Consider the following 20,449-nt stretch of genomic DNA (forward strand, 5'->3'; position numbering starts at 1 on the left):
GCCAAAGCGAATTTCGAAACGGTCTCTCAACGCTAACGCACAAACCAAAGCGAGAAAGACAATGAAACAGCTTATTTTGGGCAGAAACGCCCTGTTCGGCCTGCTCGGCGCCATCGCCGTGCTGACCATCGTTCCCGTCGCAACGATCATGCCGGCCTATGCGGTGGATGATATCGAGGGCGCCGATGCGCCCGACCTCACCGCCGTCCAGGCCAAGATCGCCGCCAAGGATTACAAGGGCGCGCTGGCCGATCTGCGCGACCTCGCGCAGGACAACCAGCAGGCCGACGTCTACAATCTGCTCGGTTTCACGCTGCGCAAGACCGGCGACGTCACCACCGCGCTGACCTATTACAACAAGGCGCTGGAGCTGAAGCCCGACCACAAGGCCGCCCGCGAATATCTGGGCGAGCTTTATGTCGAGACCGGCGACATGAACAAGGCCAAGGAGCAGCTGGCGTCGCTGCAGAAACTCTGCCCCGCCGGCTGCGAGGAGCTATCCGACCTGCAGAAGGCCATCGACACCAAGGTGACGCAGTAAGCGGTGACCCGTTCCAACTCCCCCACGGACGTGGCCATGAGCTTGGCCATGCATTGTCTTATGCTGCGTCGGTCGACCCCCACTCCGTCTCGGCTTCGCCGAGCCACTGCCGGGGCGAGCCACGGGTCTCGCCCGTCCTTCGGACCCCCCGATCGACGGGGCAGAGGAAAGGCGCCAGGCTTTTTGCCGGCAACGCTCGTGCGGCAATGCTCCCTTCCTTTCCCTCCGGAGGGGGGAAAGGTGGCGCTGCGAAGCAGCGACGGATTGGGGAACCACGTGGCAATCAAGCCTCGAGCTGGTCAGTGGCGGACTGGGGGAGAGGTGGCCGCCAAGCGGCCCGCGTTGGGGACTGGCACAGACCGATCCAGTCCCCCACCACCAGTTTGGGCGCTCGTGGCTGGCGCCCATTGCCGGAGCCGGCGCCTCTCCCTCGAGCCGGCTCCGGCCTTTTCGAAGATCAGACCCGTCCGGCGCCGTGCTTGTGCGCGTCCCACGGCGGGCGGCGCTTGCCTGCGCTCAAAAATTGGAGGCTGACCATGACACCGAACGAAATCGCCGCGAAGCTCACCGGCCTCGCCACGAAATACCACATCAGGGACGTGACGCTGCTTGCCGGCCGCCTGCTCATGTCCTTCATCTTCCTGCATGAAGGCGTGACGCTGGCCACCCATTTCGACGGCGGCGCCAAGGCGATGGCAGCACTTGGCGTCGGGTTGCCGCTGTTCGTCGCCACCATCGCGCTGCAACTGGGGGCAGGGCTCTCGGTGGCTTCCGGCCTGCTGACGCGGCTGGGCGGCATCGGGCTCGGCCTGTTCTGCCTGGTCACGGCCTTGCTGTTCCACGTCAACTTCGCCAGCCAGAACGAGCTGCTGCATTTCGAAAAGGACCTGGCCATATCGGGCGGCATGTTCGTGCTGGCCGCCGTCGGCGCCGGCCGGTTCTCACTGGATTGGCTGCTGGCCGGGTATCTGCAAAAGCGCCAGCGCGACAAGGAAATGGTCAGGGCCTTGCTGGCCGTGGAGAACCAGTTTTCCACGGATGTGCACCTGCCGGTGTGAGGCAGCAAGGCCGTCAGTATTGCGCTCGCTGGAACCAGTCCTGATCCCCCGCATTCTATTAGCTGAGGCTCAAGGAGTGTGTGATGAAAGCGGTTCTGGCATTGGTCGCAGGCTTCGTCCTCACCCTTGCGGTCTTTGCCAGCGGGCTGGCTTTCGCCGCCTGGCTGATACTGGCCAAGCCGGTGCATCAGGCCAGGCCCGCCGACAGTGTCTCACAGCTGTGGACCAAGGACGCACTGCCCGTGGACAAGGCCGCGCCGGGCCTGGAGCGCGTGGCCGCCGCGCAGGCTCCCGCGCCCGACGCCTCAGCCAGGATGCAGTCGCCCGACCCGACCATTACCAGCGCGGTGGCGCCCGATGCCGGCGAGCAGCCGGCCAGGCTGCCGGCGGCTCATCTCAGCTGGTGCGCGGACCGCTACCGCTCCTACAACCCTGACGACAACAGCTACATGTCCTACAGCGGACAGCAGCGCCCCTGCGTCTCGCCCTATCTCGACACCAGTGCCGACGCTGGCCACGCCGCGCAGCAGCCCGACGAAGTCAGCTATGTCGAGGGTGGCGCCGCGCCTGTGGTGGCGATAGCGGGCCTTTCGGACGACCACGTCCAATCCTGCTTCAGCCGCTACCGCTCGTATCGTCCCGAGGACAACAGCTACCAGCCCTATTCCGGTGGACCCAGGCGCCAGTGCGAATAGGCGCCGCGCGCCCTCCCACCCATCCGGCAATTCCGCCTGGACCAGCGATCACGCAAATTTTTTGGATCAATCCCATCACGGCGGCGTTCATCCCTGACACGAAGGAGGAACGGCAATGGGCGACGAACGGCACGAGAAGATCCAGAAGCGCGCATACCAGATCTGGGAGCGTGAAGGCGGCGGCGATCCCGAGCACCATTGGCACCGGGCCGAGGCCGAGATCGACAGGGAGGCGGCTCTGCCGCTGACAGCCGACGACGCGCTGCCGCGCGAGATCGCCAGCACCGACGTGCTGGAGGTCGAGGAGCTGGCCATGCGCACCGGCATATCGGGCGACGAGGCGCAAGCGCTGCTCGACCGCCTGGGCACCGACCGCGCCGCGCTGGAACAGGCAGCGCGCAGCCTGAAGGCCAGGAAGCGCGCCAAATCCTGATCAGGGAGAGCTGAGATGATCCGCAAACTCAAGGACGGCAGATACCGGCTTTATTCCCGCAAGAAGGATGAGAAGACCGGGAAGCGGCGGAACCTGGGGACATTCGAAACGCGCGAGGCGGCGGAGAAGCACGAGAAGGAGGTGCAGTATTTCAAGCGGCATTGAGGGGGCCTCTGCAGCGTCGGGCGTCCACCTCATCCCTTGGCCGGCTCTTCGTAGATGCCGATGATGAGGAGCCATGCGCCTGAAATCAGGAAGGCGAACAGGACGATGGTTCCGAGGGCCGCGATGTAAAGGCCCACGCCGCGCCCGAGAATAAGCAAGATCGCGCCTGCAACCTCGGCCAGGTAACACATCGTGCCGCCCGCCAGCCGCGGCCCGGTCAACCCGATAGTGCTCATCCCCGCCTTGATGGCCACGACATATCCTCTGACGAAGATGAATGTTGCTATGCCCCAGAGCAAAAGCCATTCGAGGCCGAGTGCCGGAAGATATTGACCTCCCAGAAGCGCAAGGCTGCATGCCATGAAAATCGCGCTGAAGCCCGACAGCATGTTGATTGCCCGGTTCTTATGCGTCGCGTTGCGGACAATGCGTTCGGGATTGATCGAGATCGCGACGAAGATCAACCCGGCAAGCCCCGCCGCGCCGCCGCCCACCATGACGAAGAAATCAGTCCATTGATCCAACATGACTTGCCCCCCATGCCCGAGCTTCAGCCGGCTCGATGGGATCAATCTCGAATGGCCTGTTAGCTTCGGTGGATGCGAGTGTGGACCACCTTCTTACAAGAATCTATCAAGTGATTGAAACACACCCGCGCTTCGCCAAAGAGTTCGGTTACCAACAACATACACAGCCTCCTTGGCGCGCGTGACGGCGACGTTCAGGAGGTTGGGTCGTCCACCAGCCCATCCTCGTGCGCCGCGTTGCTCGGCATTGGGTGCTCCAAGGATAAAGAAGACCGCCTCGGCCTCCCGCCCTTGGACCGTGTGGACCGTTCCGACGTTCGTACACCCAAGCGAACGGATTCTCGACCCACCCGTCAAGCAAGCCGCTGGAGCGCAGCATTTCACGCATACGGTCCTGCACCACCACAAACGGGGTCACAATGTAAAAGTCAGGCGCTATTTCTTGCTGTCGAAGCTGCTTGAGCATCTCCAATAATACTTCGCCTTCCCTCTGGCACCATTTCTCCTGACCTCGTCCTTCAATATCGATCCAGCGTGAAGGACCGAGGACATTCCGGATAGCCGAGGTATTTGCGGTCTTGGCCTGGACCATCAGATTCTCGTAGGCGATTGCGTTCGATATGCCGAACATCGGCTCTTCGCAGCGCCGATGAACCAAAAGGGGAACTCCGACTTCCCGCGTACCGAAGCTGGTTTCGAAGGTGCCATAATATTCTGTTGCACTGTCTGCCAGCGTCTGTGCAGACGCCCCTGGCGGGTTATAGATCAAGGGATCAACCCCGAATTGCTGACACATCGCTTCGGTCAGTTGGTCCGGAAGGACCACCACAGGTTCGATCTGAATCGGATCGCCTACAACGACTGCCCGCTTTGTTCTTATCAACGCGCCAACAGCCGCCTGCGGCAGCGCCTGGCCGGCTTCGTCTATGAGAAGCCAGCCGAATTCCTCGGGTCCGATCTTGGGGAACATACGAGAGACTGATGCGAATGTCGTTGAGACAACAGGCACGAGAAGAAAGAGAGTCGACCACAAGTGTGGGATAAGCGCGTCCTTTTCGTCACTGCCAAGCGAGCGAGTGCCAAAGCCGTCCATCAACGCATTCAGATTGTGCCGGATTGGCTGGGCGGCTGCATCAATGAATGCACGATGTAGTGCCATCGCTGCTTCAAAGACATCATTGCGAAGTCGAGCCGTTTTCTCGTCTAACCATGGGGCGGTCCTTTGCTTGTCTGCATGCCGTCGCTCGAAAAATTCCTCCGATATGGGAGTTCCAAGATATTGGCTGGCAAGAGACGCGTGGCGTAGTCTGTCTTGCTCAATCGCTGTGATCAGGCTGGAATGCGACCTTCGCAGCCTTTCCATATCTGCCGTCAGCCTAGAATGTTCGGCACTCTTGGTATCGGCTGCGTTCTTTAGGGCAGCTAGCTTGCTCCTCGCTTCAGTCAGCCTTGTCAAAAGCGCGCCGTGCTCTGCTTGCCAAACGCGATACGCAGCAGTTCGGAAAAGGCGACCTAAGAATCCAGGGCGCGAGCGTAACGCAACTGAGGCATCGCGATCGAGCGTCTCTACGGTCGGCCGGTGCTTTTGCTGTAGCAAAGCAGCAGCTTGGGCAACTACGGCAGTGCGTTCAAGCAACGGCTGGAGGGACGCAATCTCGGCTTCAACCTTGGCAATCGCGGCCTGTCCCTTTGCAAGAGCTATCAGAAGATCGTGGATCTCCTGCAAATCCACGGTCGCTGTCTTTGCCGTTGCGAGTGCCTTGGCGAACTGCTGGCGTGCCTTACCCCACCGCCGCAAGGCCTCTTCGTGATTTGCTGGCGGGCTCTCCTGTGCAACGATACGAGGCGGTCTTTGCTGTGTCCCGTTCTCGGTCTTTTCGTTGATCAGCTGCGGATTACCACTTGCCTGCTGCAAATAGCGCTGAAAGCCGATATCCTCATCCCACCAGAAGGTTTGGCGGAAATCGTTTCTATTTCGAGCGTTGCCGAGAACCGCTGCAACGGTGCCCCAGGTCTCGCGCTCCAGCAGCGCGTCTGAGACCGTTTTGAAGTAGCGCAGTTCCATCGCGTCGGCTGCGATAGCACTCATCCCCGGCAACTCGGCGCTGACATTTTCCACCGCCTTGTTGTTTGAGGAAGCGACGATGATTTCGTGCCCGCGAAGCTTGTCGTCCAATTTGTAGAGGTGAATAAACGAATTCCCTCTTTTAAGTTTCTGGCCGGAGGCCGACAGCGCGTCCTTAGGGTCGGTAAAGGAACAGAGAAGCTCTGCGCGCTTCGTGACGATAGCCGCTACAACGTCTCGCAGAAGTGTCGTTTTGCCGGTGCCTGGTGGACCGTTGACGGCGACAATTCCATCTGTTTTCAGATCGTGCAGTGCGAGATTTACGGCACATTGCTGGAGCATCGCCAATGGGTGTCGTCCGCTGCCGGGCCAGGAGCCTAAGGGAAACTTTGCAGGCTCCAATGCATCTGCAAGCGCGCGATTGTCGGTCATCAGATTTCGCCGCGCTTTCGGCTTTTGGGCACCGATGTAGCGTTTGAAATTGCCGGTAGCTTTGCCATCGGCGACCAACGCCTGCGCTCGGGCGAGGTCTTCGAGGAAGAATGAGTTCAGTAAGATCGGTTCCGGTGGACCTTGTAACCTGAAGTATTGGTACGAGCGCACCGCAAAAGCCGGAGCTTTCGTAAAGCGAGAGTCGATTCCGATTTTCGCCACCAGCCAACGATGGGCCGCTTCGATCGCATTTTGCGTGAGGGGTTTAGATCGGCCCTCATTGTCCTCGATTATAACCTTCTGACCAAGCTCCTCGATCAAACGCCGTTCGACTTGGGACCATGTGCCGAGGGCACTCAGTCGTCCGGTCAGGGCCACTGGCACACCCCAACCGAAGCTGGAAATAGACACGGAGTCGCCTTCAACAGGGCGGCCTTCGCGATCTACCATGATTGTCGCAAGTACGGCCTCGCCCCGCGCTGCCGGTCTCTCAATTCTGCTATCGGTATAGACCTGCAGAAGCGCAGAAACGGCAGCCTCCATGTCGACGCTACCCAGAATGATCTGATAATAGAGTTTCTGATTGGGCCGGCTGCGCTCACCGCCGTTTTCCCATGGAAGCTCAGGCTTATCGAGCGGCGCAATTCGTGAACGGTCGCCGCTCGCTAGGTCCTCAGGTTTGCGGAAGGACGGAGGTGAAAGGACCTCCATTGCAGTCCATGTTGACAACACATCGGCTGCATTGTTCGTGATGGGTGGCCGTTCCAGCACGGGGCGCGGCGCTACCGGTATCGCATCCCTTTCCGGCAGCGAGGGCTGTTCGATCGGTGAATGCTGCGAAGGCGTTGCCACCCTGGCGGGCGGCTCGGCTCTGGCGGCCGCATCCTGATTTCGGCTGCGGTTGCGTTGGTGGGGGGCCGTCCTCGGATTCGTACCCGCCGCTTGTATCGCTCGGCGCTTCAGTTCCTGCGCACGAGGTACTGTCCTCTCTGATAGTTCAGCAATCAGGAGCTTTAAAAAATCCGGATCATCGCGTTTTTCATCGAAGAGCTTTTCAAGCTCCGCCACCCCTTTTTGTATCAACGGTCTTGGAGGCATAACTCTTTACTCTACCTTGGTCGTCCAAAGTGTTTGCGGGTGATTCTTCTTGCAGTCGACTTATCAAGATTTTTGATGCGCCGTCCACGCTGGTGGTTCCCACAGTCGAATGCGAATCGTCGGACATGTTCGTCGCCGCCGGCGACCAAGCCCTCGCCCGCCACTCTCAGCAACCTTCTTTCTAACTCCTCCATCCACCCCCTCATTAACCATTCGTTAACCATTCCCTCGCTAGCGTTTACTTCTCAGTAAGGATTCGCCAGCCGTGACCTTTGCCGCCCCCCTCGAGGCCAAATCCATCCGCTTTCGTGCCCGTTCTTTCGTCGCTTTCACATTGACCCCGGAAGCGCCCATGGTGGAGTGGCTGCAGGGGCTGGATCACTGGATCGGCAATTCGCCGGGCTATTTTGCCGGGCGGCCGGTGCTGCTCGATCTGAACGTTTTGAAGCCGCAGCCAAGCGAGATCGCGGCACTTGTGGCGGAGCTGGGGACACGCGGCATCCGCATCTATGCCATCGAGCTGGAAGGGGCCTCGCTCGGGCCCGACCTGCCGCCCCTGCTGGTCGGCGCCAAGGAGGCGACGACGGAGGGGCTGCTGCCTGGCCGCAAGGGCGAGCAACAGGCTTCCGGCAAGACCGCCGAGGGCAGGGCGCCGGACCATGGCATGGATGCCGGCGGCGTTGCCAAGGGCAAGGCTGGCGCAAGCAAGACTGACCAAAGCGAGCCGCAGGTTTCGCATTACGATTCGGGCACGCTGATGATCAAGACGCCGATCCGCTCCGGCCAGGCGATCATGCATGCGCATGGCGATGTCATCGTGCTGGGCTCGGTCGCGTCCGGTTCGGAGATCGTCGCCGCCGGCTCGATCCATGTCTACGGCACGCTGCGCGGGCGTGCTTCGGCGGGCGCGCTCGGCAACACCGCCGCGCGCATCTTCTGCCGACGCAACGAGGCCGAGCTTCTGTCGGTCGACGGCTGGTACATCACCGCCGAGGAGATGGAAGGGGTGTCGCGCGGCAAACCGGTGCAGGCCTTCCTCGACGGCGACGGCCTGCGCGTCGAGGCTTTGAGTTGAAGCGGCTTGGGAGTTGAAGCGGCTTGGGAGCTGAAGCGGCTTGGGAGCTGACGACCGCTGACTGAATAAAGGCCGGCAAGCCGGCCCGGGACAACAAACTGACAACAACGGAGGCTTTTTTCATGGGCAAGGTAGTGGTGGTCACATCGGGCAAGGGGGGCGTCGGCAAGACCACCTCGACGGCGGCGCTCGGTGCCGCCGTGGCCAAGACCGGCAAGAAGGTGGCGCTGGTCGATTTCGACGTCGGCCTGCGCAACCTCGACCTGATCATGGGCGCCGAACGCCGCGTGGTGTTTGACCTCGTCAACGTCATCCAGGGCACGGCCAAGCTGTCGCAGGCGCTGATCCGCGACAAGCGGGTGGACACGCTGTTCCTGCTGCCGGCCTCGCAGACGCGCGACAAGGACGCGCTGACGGAAGAGGGCGTCGGCGAGGTCATCGACAAGCTGCGCTCGGTGTTCGACTATGTCTTCTGCGACAGCCCGGCCGGCATCGAGCGCGGCGCGCAGCTCGCCATGCGCTTTGCCGACGAAGCGGTCATCGTCACCAATCCGGAAGTGTCGTCGGTGCGCGATTCCGACCGCATCATCGGCCTGCTCGACGCCCGCACCATGCGCGCCGAACAGGGCGAGCAGATCGCCAAGCACGTGCTGGTCACCCGCTATGACGCGGGGCGGGCCGCGCGCGGCGAAATGCTGTCCATCGACGATGTCCTGGAAATCCTGTCGGTGCCGCTGCTCGGCATCATTCCCGAAAGCCAGGACGTGCTGCGCGCCTCCAATCTCGGTGCGCCGGTCACGCTGTCCGAGCCGCTCAACACCGCGGCCAAGGCCTATATCGACGCCGCAAGGCGGCTGGAAGGCGAGGATCTGCCGGTCGTCGTCCCCTTCGAGCGCAAAGGTTTCCTCGACCGTCTGTTGGGAAGGAGGGCGGCATGAACGTGTTCGACCTTTTCAAGCGGCGCTCGAGCGCGCCGGTGGCGCGCGAGCGGCTGCAAGTGCTGCTCGCCTATGAGCGCCGCAACCGCAGCCAGCCCGACCTCGTCTCCATCCTGCGCGAGGAGATCATGGCGGTGATCGCCAAGCACGTGCAGATCGACCAGGATTACCTGCAGGTCTCGATGGACCGCGGCGAGACCATGTCGACGCTGGAGATCGATATCCAGATCCCCAACAAGAGCGCCGTGCCGATGGCGATCGCCGGCTGATCTTCACCCTCCCCCTTGTGGGGAGGGTCGGCTCGCAGTCGGAGCAAAGCGGAGATTGCGAGACGGGGTGGGGGCTGCGCGACGCCCCAAGACTTGCGTTCCTCGCCCCCGCGAAGCCGGGGGTCCGAAGGACGGGCGAGATCCGTGGCTCGCCCCGGCAAGGTGGCCGCGAAGCGGTCGGAGAGGGGGCAGCGCGGCGCTGGCGGGTTCCCTCTCAATTTATTTGAGGCCGAGCCATTCCCCCGCTCCGTCTCGGGCTTCGCCCGAGCCACCTCTCCCCCATTTCATGGGGGCGAGGAACCCAGGTTCTGCGAGGGCGGCCCCAGCCCCCTCACGCCACTGCGAACGCCGCCGTTTTGCGCAAGGCGGCGGATGACCAGAGCAAGGGGAGGCCGGCACCGCATCTGGAGAGTAAGCGATGGGCGCCGGCCCGGGCGGATCGACAGGTCCGCCGCGAAGGAACGGTAGCGAGTCCGTGCACCGCATGGCATTGGTGCGATCGCGCAGGGTGCCAGCGGCATGTCATGGGCCGTTGATTCGCATTGCCTAGGGCCGCGCCGGGAATCGCGGCCCCGGCCCTTGTCAGTCCTGCGGTTCATGCTGGTAGAGCTCGTCCATCGAGAGCGACGCCAGGGCGCCGAAAGGGGCCTGCTTCTTCACCCGGCCACCGCTCAGGATCACCACGTCGTCGCAGAACGAGATGGTGCTGTGATGGTGGCTGATGACGATGGTCGTGCGCCGTCCCGCTCTCGACTTCAGGGTCTCGACGATGGCCGCCTCCGACAGCCCGTCGACCGCGTTGGTGGCTTCGTCGAGGATGAGCAGATCGGGGTCGCGCACCAGGGCCCTGGCCAGCGCGATCCGCTGCCTCTGTCCCGCCGACAGATTGACGCCCCTGTAGCCGACGAGCGTCTCGTAGCCCTGAGGCAGCCGTTCGATGAATTCATGTGCTTCGGCCAGTCTCGCGGCGCGCTCGGCGTCGCCAAGCGTCGCCGCGTCCTGGCCGTAGCTTATGTTTTCGAAGATCGTGCCGTCGACCAGTTCCAGCTCCTGGCTGGCCAGCGCGATGTGGCGCCGCCATTGGCTGGCGTCGATGCGGTCCAGTGGCGATCCATCGACCAGGATCCTGCCGCTGTCCGGTTCCACGAAGCGGCACAGAAGGTTGACGATCGTTGTCTTGCCGGCGCCGGAGCGGCCGATCAGCGCCGTCGAGCGGCCACTGTTGATTTCGAACGTCGCCGCATGCAGCACCACCTCACGCTGGTCCGTGCCGGAATAGGTGAACGTCACGTCATCGAACCCGATGCCCCGGCGCAAACCGTGGAACGGCCCGTCGCCTTGCGGCGGCCCGGGCTTGCCTGCGGGATCCAGCATCCATGTCACCTCTTCCAGCGATCCGCTCAGGCCCTGCAGCTGGCTCCACGATCCCTGCAGGGCCCGCATATGCGGCTGCAGCCTGTAGAGCAGGATGACGAAGGCGATGATCAGCGGGAAACTCACCTGCGCCAGCCAGGCGCCGATCACCACCGCCAGGAACAGCATGGCGTGGAGAACCTCCGTCAGCGGCGGCAATGCGCCCTGGCGGACCTGCAGGACGAAGGAGGCGCGGCGAACCGCATCGGACGCGGTGTCGAAGATCGCCTTCTCCCGGCCCTCCTGGCCGAAGATGCGGATCAGGCGTCCGGCATGCACCAGATGCAGCATCTGCGAGGCGAGGTGGCTGTTGCGCGAAGCGACGCTGCGGCTGGGCTCCTTCAGATTGGCCGAGAGGATGGCGTGCGCGATCTGGACGAGCGCCAGCCCGAGCGTGACCAGCAGCGTCATGCGCCAGGACAGCAGCAGCAGAAAGGCCAGGAGGATGATGGCGGCCGATGCGCTGACGATCGCCGACAGCATGATCTGGATGGCATCCGACGCCCGCCAGGATTCGTTCGAAATGATGTTGAGCAGCCGTCCGGGGCTCTGCCGCAAGAAGAAGGGATAGCCGACCCGCAGGAGCTGCTCCGACAGTGCGCTGCGGATCGAATGACTGGCCTTGCCGGAGATGAAGGTCGTCAGCAGCGTGTTGGCGAAGGCGAAGACATTCTTCAGGATGATCGAGCCGAGGATGGCGGCCGAAATGACGACAAGCCGGTCGCGCTCGCTGAAGCCCGATCCGACCTGCTGGAGAACAGCGGAGAAGCCGGCCATTCCCGTCGCATCGGCGTGACCCATGATGATACCCAGCAGGGGGATGATCAGGCCGATGCCGAACCCTTCGAGGGCAGCGCTGACCAGGCCGAGGCCCACCACGGCCGGAACCAGGCGCAGTTGCCGCGTTCCGAAGGCGCGGAACAGCATCGGCAGGCTAGGCGGGAGCAATGGCATCAGGCCTCGGCATTGGCTTGCTGGTCCTGCCGCACCGGCTCGGCCTGTGGCCGTCCCGCCAGCAGGAGCAGCGCGTATCTGGCCGCGCCGAGCACATTCATGCCGACGATCGGCCAGTGCGACAGATCGAGTTCACGATCGAAGGCGGGCCCGCCCGCCAATTCCCGCAAGGCTCCTCTCACGGCCCAGTAGAAATGGCGAAGCAGCCAGGGCGCGTGGCGGACATGTTTCAGGCAAAGCCCGCCATTGCCCAGGCTGTAGTCGCGATGGAGCTTTTCGATGGCTTTGCGATCGCGCCGGCCATGGTGGTGGAATATCGTCATGTCGGGCACATACTCGACCGGGATGCCGAGCAGCACCGCCCGGACGAGGTAATCGGTATCCTCCGCCGACCGCAAGGGCCCGCCCGCGCCGAAGCGCTCGTCGAAATAGCCGATGCGGGCCGCGACGTCGCGGTGCATCGTCATGTTGCAGCCGAGCACGAAGCCGCCGGGGTGAATATCGGGCGTCAGCCGCTCGCGCACCCGCGATCGCTTGATCGTGAAAGGCAGGTCCCTGGGATCGCCAAGCTCGACACGGCCTCCCCGGATGAGCCCCTGTTCCCCGGAAGAATAATGCCGCTCCAGGTCGCGCAGATAGTCGCAATGCACCGCGCAATCGTCATCGACGAAGACCAGCACGCGCCCCCTGGCGCGCCTCAACCCGGCGTTACGGGCAGCCGCCAGTCCGGGGCGCGGCTCGCAGATAGGCGTCAGTGGAATATCCGACATGGCGGCGATGCCGGCCAGGCGTTCCGCCGTGCGGTCGCTCGAGCCATTGTCGACGACCACGAGCTCGGCCGCGAAGCCGGCATGCGCACGGCACGCGGCCTGCACCGACTTGATGCAGGCCTCGAGCACCGCGACGCGGTTGCGCGTGCAGATGATGAAGGTGACTTCCGGCGCCGATCGTTCCGGTCGCGGGCCGGCCGGGGCGCCGACAAGCGCCGTCGACCGATCGCGCCGCAGTGGTTGGTGGGCTTTGACGGTCATGCCTCTAGCCCGCCCCCATGAGATGCCAGAACCGCCGCGGCGGGCGCGGATTTGAAGAAATATTCCACGGCGTCCGCTTGCTTGCCGGCCGACAGCGAGGCGGAGCTGAGCCAGGGCGCCCAGGCGCCCGGCCGCAGCGCATATTTCTCGCGCCGCCGGATGGCGTTCCACTTCGCGGTCCGCGTCAGCAGTTCATGCGTCAGTGCGGGCTGCCTTTCGTCGGCGACGAGCTGGTAGAGGAAATAGAACAGGTTGAGCGCGCCTGCCTCGAAGCTCGGCCGCGTCTCGTCCGGCAGCGAGCGGATCCGCTCCTCCAACGCGAGAATGAAGTCGGCCGCACGGGTAATCGTGTCGAAATCGACCGCTTCGCCGATGTCGCGCAGGTTCTGCGTGGCTTCCGCGAGGCCCTCGCGCTCGAGATTCTCGGCCACGATCCGCAAATGCGTCCTGCGCATCTCCTTGCTGTGGCGGCTGGTCACGCTCGCCTGATGGACGCGGTAGACGAGCAGGTTTTCGGGCATCATGGCCGCCGGGTAGCGGGCGGTCAGCCGCCTGAAGAGATCGAAATCCTCGGCGTGCCTGTAGGTCGGGTCGTAGTTGAGGTCGGCGTCTTCGATGACCTTCCTGTTATAGACGACCGTCGGGTGCATGAAGATGGTGAAGAACATCGCCAATATGGGCATGCGGCCGGACCGGAACACCGGATCGGGCTTGCCCCTGGCGATGCGGCCGCGGATCAACATGTCGACGCCGGCGCCGCAGAAGCCGAGTTCGGGCCGCTGTTCGAACAGCGCCACCTGGCGCGACAAGCGCCAGGGATAGGCGACGTCGTCGGCGTCCATCCGCGCGACCAGCTCGCCGCTCGCGACCGCCAGCCCTTCGTTGAGCGTCGCGACGAGGCCGCGGTTTTCGCGCGAGATGATCGAGACGCGGCTGTCGGCCTGCCGGTATCGCTCGAGGATTTCGAGCGAATTGTCGCTAGAGCCGTCGTCGATGGCGATGACCTCCAGGCGGCCGTAGTCCTGCCGCAGGATGCTTCCAAGTGCCGCGGCAAGGTAGGGTCCGGCATTGTAGACCGGCAGCAGGACGGAGACGAGCGGCGCGGCGGTCATGGTCTTGCATCCGTTCGCGGGAGGTCGAGGGATGGCGTGCGGCCATCGGGCGATCCGCCGGGATAGGCTTGCGCCGGCCTCGCAAACCAGCCGGCATGACCGGCCTGGGCTCGCCCGACATAGGGGAAGTGGCGCTTGAGGCTGTTGAGCGGCCTTTCGAAAACCAGCCAGAAAATCGAGGCCACGGCAATCGTGGCGGTGCTTGCAACCAGGAACCGTCCCGGCCCTTGCTCCGAGACATTGAGCGGAATCCAGGGCTGCGACTTGATGGCGAGCGACAGCAATATCGGGTGATAGAGATAGACGCCGTAGCTGATACGGCCGAGGGCGAGCAGCGGCGGCAGTTCCGCAAACCTGCCAGGGATGCCGCCAAGGCCGCGCGAACAGGCGGCGACGATGACCATCAGCGGCACCAGCGGTAGGATTTGCAGCAGCAGCCAGCGGGCCCACTCCAGCGTCGGATCGGCAGGCGCCGGGACAAACCACTCGATCATCAGGAACGCGGCCGCGAAGGCAGGCCAGCTCAGCCGCATCCATTGCGGCAGGCCGGCGCCCCTCCACCGCCAGCAGGCAAGCAGCGCGCCCGACGCCAACGCGTCCATGGATGCCGGCGGCAGCAGGTCGCGCGCCAGCGCCGGGGTGGCGGTGACCGGCCAGTAGAAGCGATAGGCCAGCGACAGCGCGATGACGCCGATGCAGATCTGTTCGAAGCGCCGGTATGGGGCCAGCAGGACGACCAGCGGCCAGGCAATATAGAACTGCTCCTCGATGCTCAGGCTCCAGAAATGGCACAGCACCCAGGGGTTCCAGTCATTGCGCAGCGCATACCAGAAATTCGACAGGTAAAGCGCATGCCAGACCAGCGATCCCCTGGACTGCTCCAGGTCAAACAGCCAGACGAAACCCAGCACGGCAAAATAGGCAGGGAATATCCGCAGCGCCCGCCTGATGTAGAAGGACCGCAGCGCCGGGCCGGCTTCAAACGCGGCGGCCGAACGCGCTTCCAGGAGCAGGCGGGTGATCAGGAAGCCGCTCAGAACGAAGAACAGCCGCACGCCGATATGGCCCCAGAACGAAGATCCTCCCGCGGCGTAGAAATGCGAGTACATCACCATCGTCACGGCGATGGCCCTGAGTGCATCCAGCTGGATGTCGCGGGCGTTTGCCATCAGCGGCTTCCACCGGCGGCGTGATGTCCGCGATGAAGCTGGCGTGCGATTTCGAGCGGCAGACCAATGCACACGAAATTCGGCGGGACACCATCAAATCCGCGCTGTGCGAGCCTGCCTGCGTCGATCTCGCAATCGACGGACGGACGGCTCAAGTCGGTGAACCCGGCGGGATCCTTCACGGCGTATGTCCAGTCGCAAATGAGTCCCCCGGCGGATGGTTCGGTCACCGCATTGTGCAGCGCAACACAAAAAATCTTGCGAGCTGAAATACTTATGTGAGCAAGGCCAAAAATTGGCAGAAAGCCGCCGGTTTTTCGGATTTTGGCGATTTTCCACAGCATTTCAACCTTATGGTTCGAGTTGTATTGGCCTGCTCGCTTTGGTTGATTGGAAGCATTGCTACCCAGAGGGATAGGTAGCGCCCGAATTTTCGTTAAAAAGACCGCTGGATTTTAGAATCTACATTTTATCTATTTGGGCTCGTTCAAAATTATCCGGTGAATTTACTGAAATCATTGGCTTCTGCGGTGCAGCATAGTCGCCTTCTTTCGTCGGGCGACCACGCGGCTTGCTTCCCTCAAAGGACAGGCATTCGGCCAAGCCGCAGGGTGTTGCAAAGGCCTTTCACACGGCAAAGAGACCGTGGCTTGCCGGCGCCTCACACCGCCGCAAACACCACCGTCTGCGTCAAACCGCCACCCTTGCGGTTCTCCAGAGTCACCGTTCCGCCGTAACGCTCGATGATCTCCTTGGCGATGGCCAGGCCGAGCCCCGCGCCGGGGATGAATTGCTGGCGGCCGGGGTCGACGCGGAAGAAGGGCTCGAAGGCCTTGTTGATCAGGTCGGGCGGGATGCCCGGGCCGTTGTCGGAAATGGTCAGCACGGCGCGCCTGTCGGTGGCGGCGAGCGCGACGGTGCAGGCCTTGCCGTGGGTGGCGGCGTTGACGATCAGATTGCGCAGCGCGCGGCGCAGGCCGAGCGCTCCGGCGCGCACCGAGACCTTGTCCAGAGGGCCGATCGAGACGGCATGGCCGAGCGAGACCATCTCGGCTTCGATGTCGCGCACCATCTTTTCCAGGTCCAGTGGCTCGACGGCGTCCTGATTCACCTCCTCGCGCACCAGGCGGATGGCGCTGTCGGCGATGCGGTCGAGCTCATCGAGGTCGTGAAGCCACTTGTCTCGGTCTTCGTCGAGGAATTCGGCGCGCAGCCGCATGCGCGTCATCGGCGTGCGCAGGTCATGGCCGGCGGCGGCCACCAGCCGCATGCGGCTTTCCATGGCCACCTTCAGCCGCGACGACAGCTGGTTCAGCGCATGCGCCGTCGCCTTGACCTCGGCCGACCCCACTTCCGGCACCGCTGCCAGCACGCCGTCGCTACCGATCTTGGAGACGGCCGCCTCCAGCATCTCCAGCGGCCGGATCAGCACCGAGGTGAAATAGACCGAGACGGCCGTGGCGCCGGCCACGATCAGCGAGATCCAGCCTGCCAGGATCAGCCATTCGCGCCCCGGCGGCTGGAGATGGGGCACCTCGACGATCGCCCAGCGATTGTCGAGCAACTGCACCGATGCGATCTGGCCGGGTCCACCAATCCTTTCGCTGACGAAAGCCAGCAAGTTGAAGCCGCGGCGGCGCAGGATGTCGGTGAGCATCGCGGTCTCCGCGCGGGCGATCCTGCCGCCGGCCGGATGGTCGGTGAATTGGACCTGCAGCACATCGGGGATAGGCCCCGGCAGCAGGCGCACCACGAGTTCCATCTGCTGGGCAACCCAGGGCACGACGAGTTCGGGCGGCGGCCCGCCGCCGCGCACGCTGATGACGGCGGCCGTCGCCAGGCCGACGACGCCGACGATCGAGGCGACAAGCAACAGGATGAGGCGGCGGCGCAGCGAGTTCACGCCGGCGTCTCCACCGTCTCGACGCGCGCGGTGAGCTGGTACCCGCCATTGCGCACGGTCTTGAACAGCGGCCCATCGCCGGTGTCGGCGAATTTGCGGCGCAGCCGGCTCATCAGCACGTCGACCGAGCGTTCGAGCGGGTCGCGCTCGCGGCCCTGCGTGAGGTCAAGCAGCTGGTCGCGCGACAGCAGCCGGCCGGGGCGGTCGAGGAACACCTGCAACAGGTCGAACTCGGCGCCGGTGAGGTCGATGAGCTCGCCCCGCCGATCCGTCACCTTGCGGGTGTCGGGTTCCAGCCGGTAGCTGGCGAAGCGGTAGATACGGGGGCGCGGCGCCGGCGCCTCCTCGGGCGCGGCGCGCCGCAGCACGGCGCGGATGCGGGCGGTGAGCTCGCGCGGATTGAAGGGCTTGCCGAGATAATCGTCGGCGCCGAGCTCAAGGCCGATGATGCGGTCGACATCTTCCTTCAGCGCCGTCAGCAGAATGACGGGGATATGCGGCTTGCGGTCGCGCAAGGTGCGGCAGATGTCCAGTCCCGACCCATCCGGCAGCATGACGTCGAGCACGACGAGGTCGAACTGGCCGGCGCCCAGCTTCTGCTCGCATTCGCGCCGGTCCGCCGCCACCGAGACGCGAAAGCCTTGGCCGTCGAGATAGCGGCCGAGCAGCGTGCGGATCTCGCGGTCGTCGTCGACGACCAGGATATGGGCCAGGATATGGGGTTGTGATTGCATGATCGTGCCCTTGCCCGTGATGATAGGGGCTCGACGGTGATTATAGGGAGAGCGTGCGCCAGCGGCATGGAAAATTGCAACGCAATGTTTCTGGCCGGGGGCGGGAAACATTCGGAAACAAATTGCCGCTTTGCGGAAACCTTCGGCAACATGCCGACGCGAAGCGGACAAACAGGCTTCCTATCCTCATGGCCGTCCGATGCATGAGAGAAAGGAACACCGTCATGCGAAGCAGACTTCTTGCGCTCGGCCTGTTTTCCGTCGCCGCAATCCACCCCGTGCTGGCGGCACAGCCCGATCCGGGCGTCGCGCCCGGCGAGCCGCCGCGGCCTGGTCCTCAGGGTTGGGGCCCGCACCGCATGGGACCACCGCCGGAATTCATGCTGGCCGCCCGGCTGGCGGCGCTGGAGACGCGCGTCGGTATCCGCGGTGAGCAACTCGACGCCTGGCGCAACTACACCAGCGCGCTGCAGGCCGTGCTTGCGCCGCCGAGGCATGATCGCGGTCCTGGGGGTGCTGGCGGCCCCGATGGTCCAGTCCCTGGCGACCCCGAGGCCAAGGGTCACGATGCGGGTCCGGCTGGAAAGCCTGATCCTTTCGCCTTCCAGGAGAGGCTGGCGGACGAGGTCACGGCGCGTGCGGCCTCGGCCGCCAAGCTGAAGGACGCGATCGCCGCGCTGCGCACCAAGCTCTCGCCCGAACAGCTCGAAATCCTCGCTTCGGCGGAGCGCCCCCACGGACCACCCCCCGGTCCCTGGGGCGGTCCGCCGGATGACGCAGCCGGAGCTGGAGGTCCGCCCGACCAGGGCGGACAGCTTCCGCCATCCCAGCCCGGGAACGGCTGACAACTTCGACCGGCTGCCCGGCCGGCCCGGCGCCCAACCCGTCCCCGGGCCGGCCGGTCTCGTGGGATGGCGGCATGTTCCGCCATCCCACCGTTCAATTCACCTACCAATTCACGCAATGGAAGCACGGCAATGTGGGAAGCCATGATGATGCTGCGGCTGATCGCATCGATGAGCCCGAGGCTCTCGCTCGGCCAGCGCGCCCGTCATGCCGCCACGCCGGCGGCGCTGCCGGCCGATACGCTGAAGGGCGCGGTGCGCCTGCATTTTGCCGCCTGGCGCTTGTCGCTGCCGGCTTCGCGGCAACCCATTAGCCACGGACATCATGACCGCCGAATTGCATGAAGTGGCCACGGTCCAGGGCAGTGCCGCGCGTTTTCAGGCTCCTCGCCGGCATGCCGCTTGGCTTGTCCGCGTCGGTCGGCATGCTGGCGCCAGTGGGCATTGTGGCCAGGAACTTGGCCTTGCTTGTCGCCTGGCCACGCAGAAGGCGCGCGACATGAGCCGCTTCGAAGCTTCACTCGACGTCGCCCGCAAGCGGGCGCAGCCCGTTGTCACGATATTGATCGCCTCTGTCGGCTCTCAGGTTTCGTCGACCGCGCCCGGTCTTGCCCGTTTTGGCCGGCGTCCGGGTTCGCTCCCGGCCGAGCGATCCGATGCCGAGGCGACCGCAACCCCAGGGAAAGTTTCAGACCATGCGCGTCAAGACTAGTCAGCCTTCTTTGCCGGCCAAGCAGCGCCGGCTCGCGCCCTGGGCAGCAGTGCTTGCCGCCACGGTTCTCCTGGCAGCCTGCTCGCAGGAGCAGGGCAAGGCCCCGGCCGGCATGGGCGGTGTCGGCAAGCCGGAAGTCGGCGTCGTCACGCTGCATCCGCAATCGGTGGCGATCACGGCCGAACTGCCGGGGCGCACCGCGGCCTCGCTGGTTGCCGAGGTGCGCCCGCAGGTGGACGGCATCATCCGGCAGCGCCTGTTCAAGGAGGGCGCCGAAGTTGTGGCGGGGCAGCCGCTCTACCTCATCGATCCGGCCAGCTACAAGGCATCTTATGACAGCGCGGTCGCGGCACAGCAAAAAGCCGAAGCGGCGGTGCCGACGGCGCAAGCCAAGTTCGACCGTTATGCCGGCCTTTTGAAGCAGAACGTTGTTTCCAAACAGGATTATGACGATGCCGCCGCCACGCTGGCGCAGGCTCAGGCGGATGTCGCCTCGGCCAAGGCCAGTGCGGAAACGGCGCGCATCAGCCTCGACCGCACCTCGATCACCGCGCCGATCGCCGGCCGCATCGACAAATCGACGCTGACGCCGGGCGCGCTGGTGACCACTAACCAGGAAACCGTGCTGACCACCATCCGCTCGCTCGATCCGATCAATGTCGACGTCACCCAGTCGAGCACCAATCTGCTCAACCTGCGCAAGGCGATTTCAGAAGGGCGGCTGAAGTTCAGCGGCCCTAATGTCAGCGTCAAGCTGAAGCTTGAGAACGGCACCATCTATCGGCAGACCGGCAAGCTGGAATTCGCCGGCGCCAATGTCGACCAGACCACCGGCACCTTTGCGCTCAGGGCCGAGTTCCCCAATCCTGACCGTCTGCTTCTGCCGGGCATGTATGTGCGCGCGCTGGTCGAGGAGGGTGTCGCCCAGAACAGTTTCCTGGTGCCGCAGCGCGCCGTTACCCGCAACACCAAGGGCGAGGCGACCGCCATGGTCATCAACGCGCAAGGGAAGGTCGAGACGCGCGTCCTGGCCGTGCGCAACAGCGTCGGCAACAACTGGCTGGTGGATTCGGGCATTGGCGACGGCGACCGTGTCATCGTCGAAGGGCTGCAGCTGGTGCGCCCAGGCGGCGATGCCAGCGGCGTTGAGGTGACGATCGACGAGACGACCGGCGAGGTGAAGGACCGGGCGCAGACCTCTTCGACCGCACCTTCCACCTCCAATGTTGCCGATAGTGGCCAGAAACCGGCGCAAGGCGCCGCCTCGGCCGGGAACTGAG

Annotated in this window: 21 protein-coding genes; 12 read left to right on the top strand and 9 right to left on the bottom strand. The window is 64.1% G+C overall.

The genetic code is table 11. The features are described from left to right. Positions 1-61 precede the first annotated feature (61 nt). The 5 genes from FJV80_RS16245 (at position 62) to FJV80_RS16265 (ending at position 2,892) form a co-directional block, all read left to right on the top strand. Positions 62-541, top strand: a complete 480-nt coding sequence (locus FJV80_RS16245; protein WP_095793552.1) for a tetratricopeptide repeat protein — start codon at positions 62-64, stop codon at positions 539-541. Positions 542-1,077: 536 nt separating this feature from the next. Beyond that, positions 1,078-1,599, top strand: coding sequence for a DoxX family protein (locus FJV80_RS16250; RefSeq protein ID WP_142876918.1), 522 nt, complete (start codon positions 1,078-1,080; stop codon positions 1,597-1,599). Positions 1,600-1,682: 83 nt separating this feature from the next. After that, entirely contained in the window at positions 1,683-2,294 is a 612-nt protein-coding gene (locus FJV80_RS16255; protein WP_185975219.1) for a BA14K family protein, read from the top strand. Positions 2,295-2,409: 115 nt separating this feature from the next. Next, entirely contained in the window at positions 2,410-2,727 is a 318-nt protein-coding gene (locus FJV80_RS16260) for a DUF2934 domain-containing protein (protein ID WP_140892427.1), read from the top strand. Between the two features lie 15 nt (positions 2,728-2,742). After that, positions 2,743-2,892, top strand: a complete 150-nt coding sequence (locus FJV80_RS16265; protein WP_142876920.1) for a hypothetical protein — start codon at positions 2,743-2,745, stop codon at positions 2,890-2,892. A 29-nt stretch (positions 2,893-2,921) separates the two neighbouring features. Here FJV80_RS16265 and FJV80_RS16270 read toward each other — a convergent pair whose 3' ends face one another. Together FJV80_RS16270 and FJV80_RS16275 are read right to left on the bottom strand one after the other, a co-directional pair. After that, positions 2,922-3,464, bottom strand: coding sequence for a hypothetical protein (locus FJV80_RS16270; protein ID WP_142876921.1), 543 nt, complete (start codon positions 3,462-3,464; stop codon positions 2,922-2,924). A 103-nt stretch (positions 3,465-3,567) separates the two neighbouring features. After that, positions 3,568-6,984 carry an AAA domain-containing protein gene (locus FJV80_RS16275; protein WP_185975220.1) on the bottom strand — a complete coding sequence of 1,139 codons (3,417 nt, stop codon included), beginning with the start codon at positions 6,982-6,984 and terminating at the stop codon, positions 3,568-3,570. 295 nt (positions 6,985-7,279) lie between these two features. Here FJV80_RS16275 and minC point away from each other — a divergent pair, with 295 nt between their 5' ends. The 3 genes from minC to minE all read left to right on the top strand — a co-directional run bounded on the left by minC (position 7,280) and on the right by minE (position 9,296). Beyond that, a complete protein-coding gene (gene minC / locus FJV80_RS16280) occupies positions 7,280-8,089 on the top strand; it encodes a septum site-determining protein MinC (protein ID WP_142876923.1) in 810 nt (269 codons plus the stop codon). A gap of 122 nt (positions 8,090-8,211) precedes the next feature. Next, positions 8,212-9,027 (top strand): septum site-determining protein MinD, encoded by an 816-nt coding sequence (minD, locus tag FJV80_RS16285; RefSeq protein ID WP_010910549.1) that lies wholly within the window; start codon positions 8,212-8,214, stop codon positions 9,025-9,027. Next, entirely contained in the window at positions 9,024-9,296 is a 273-nt protein-coding gene (minE, locus tag FJV80_RS16290; RefSeq protein ID WP_027047075.1) for a cell division topological specificity factor MinE, read from the top strand. The genes minD and minE overlap by 4 nt, the downstream gene beginning before the upstream one ends. A gap of 582 nt (positions 9,297-9,878) precedes the next feature. Here the strand turns inward: minE and FJV80_RS16295 are convergent. The 7 genes from FJV80_RS16295 to FJV80_RS16325 all read right to left on the bottom strand — a co-directional run bounded on the left by FJV80_RS16295 (position 9,879) and on the right by FJV80_RS16325 (position 17,612). Further along, complete coding sequence (locus tag FJV80_RS16295) at positions 9,879-11,663, bottom strand: ABC transporter ATP-binding protein (RefSeq protein WP_142876924.1); 1,785 nt, start codon at positions 11,661-11,663, stop codon at positions 9,879-9,881. Then, positions 11,663-12,694, bottom strand: coding sequence for a glycosyltransferase (locus tag FJV80_RS16300; protein ID WP_142876925.1), 1,032 nt, complete (start codon positions 12,692-12,694; stop codon positions 11,663-11,665). Before FJV80_RS16300 ends, FJV80_RS16295 begins: the two co-directional genes overlap by 1 nt. Continuing rightward, positions 12,691-13,806 carry a glycosyltransferase gene (locus FJV80_RS16305; RefSeq protein ID WP_142876926.1) on the bottom strand — a complete coding sequence of 372 codons (1,116 nt, stop codon included), beginning with the start codon at positions 13,804-13,806 and terminating at the stop codon, positions 12,691-12,693. The genes FJV80_RS16300 and FJV80_RS16305 overlap by 4 nt, the downstream gene beginning before the upstream one ends. Then, positions 13,803-14,975 carry an acyltransferase gene (locus FJV80_RS16310; protein WP_142876927.1) on the bottom strand — a complete coding sequence of 391 codons (1,173 nt, stop codon included), beginning with the start codon at positions 14,973-14,975 and terminating at the stop codon, positions 13,803-13,805. Before FJV80_RS16310 ends, FJV80_RS16305 begins: the two co-directional genes overlap by 4 nt. After that, entirely contained in the window at positions 14,975-15,319 is a 345-nt protein-coding gene (locus FJV80_RS16315; protein ID WP_095789334.1) for a hypothetical protein, read from the bottom strand. Before FJV80_RS16315 ends, FJV80_RS16310 begins: the two co-directional genes overlap by 1 nt. Before the next feature lie 317 nt (positions 15,320-15,636). Then, entirely contained in the window at positions 15,637-16,878 is a 1,242-nt protein-coding gene (locus FJV80_RS16320) for an ATP-binding protein (protein WP_142876928.1), read from the bottom strand. Next, positions 16,875-17,612, bottom strand: coding sequence for a response regulator (locus FJV80_RS16325; protein WP_142876929.1), 738 nt, complete (start codon positions 17,610-17,612; stop codon positions 16,875-16,877). Before FJV80_RS16325 ends, FJV80_RS16320 begins: the two co-directional genes overlap by 4 nt. Positions 17,613-17,836: 224 nt before the next feature. Between FJV80_RS16325 and FJV80_RS16330 the strand changes: the two genes are divergently transcribed. The 4 genes from FJV80_RS16330 to FJV80_RS16345 all read left to right on the top strand — a co-directional run bounded on the left by FJV80_RS16330 (position 17,837) and on the right by FJV80_RS16345 (position 20,448). Next, complete coding sequence (locus FJV80_RS16330; RefSeq protein ID WP_142876930.1) at positions 17,837-18,457, top strand: hypothetical protein; 621 nt, start codon at positions 17,837-17,839, stop codon at positions 18,455-18,457. Between the two features lie 132 nt (positions 18,458-18,589). Then, complete coding sequence (locus FJV80_RS16335) at positions 18,590-18,802, top strand: hypothetical protein (protein WP_095789336.1); 213 nt, start codon at positions 18,590-18,592, stop codon at positions 18,800-18,802. Further along, complete coding sequence (locus FJV80_RS16340; protein WP_142876931.1) at positions 18,783-19,169, top strand: hypothetical protein; 387 nt, start codon at positions 18,783-18,785, stop codon at positions 19,167-19,169. The genes FJV80_RS16335 and FJV80_RS16340 overlap by 20 nt, the downstream gene beginning before the upstream one ends. Then, a complete protein-coding gene (locus tag FJV80_RS16345; RefSeq protein ID WP_095775155.1) occupies positions 19,153-20,448 on the top strand; it encodes an efflux RND transporter periplasmic adaptor subunit in 1,296 nt (431 codons plus the stop codon). Before FJV80_RS16340 ends, FJV80_RS16345 begins: the two co-directional genes overlap by 17 nt. The last annotated feature ends 1 nt before the right edge of the window (position 20,449 follow it).

Origin of the sequence: Mesorhizobium sp. WSM4310 (assembly GCF_007003935.1) — a bacterium.
Lineage (GTDB): Bacteria > Pseudomonadota > Alphaproteobacteria > Rhizobiales > Rhizobiaceae > Mesorhizobium.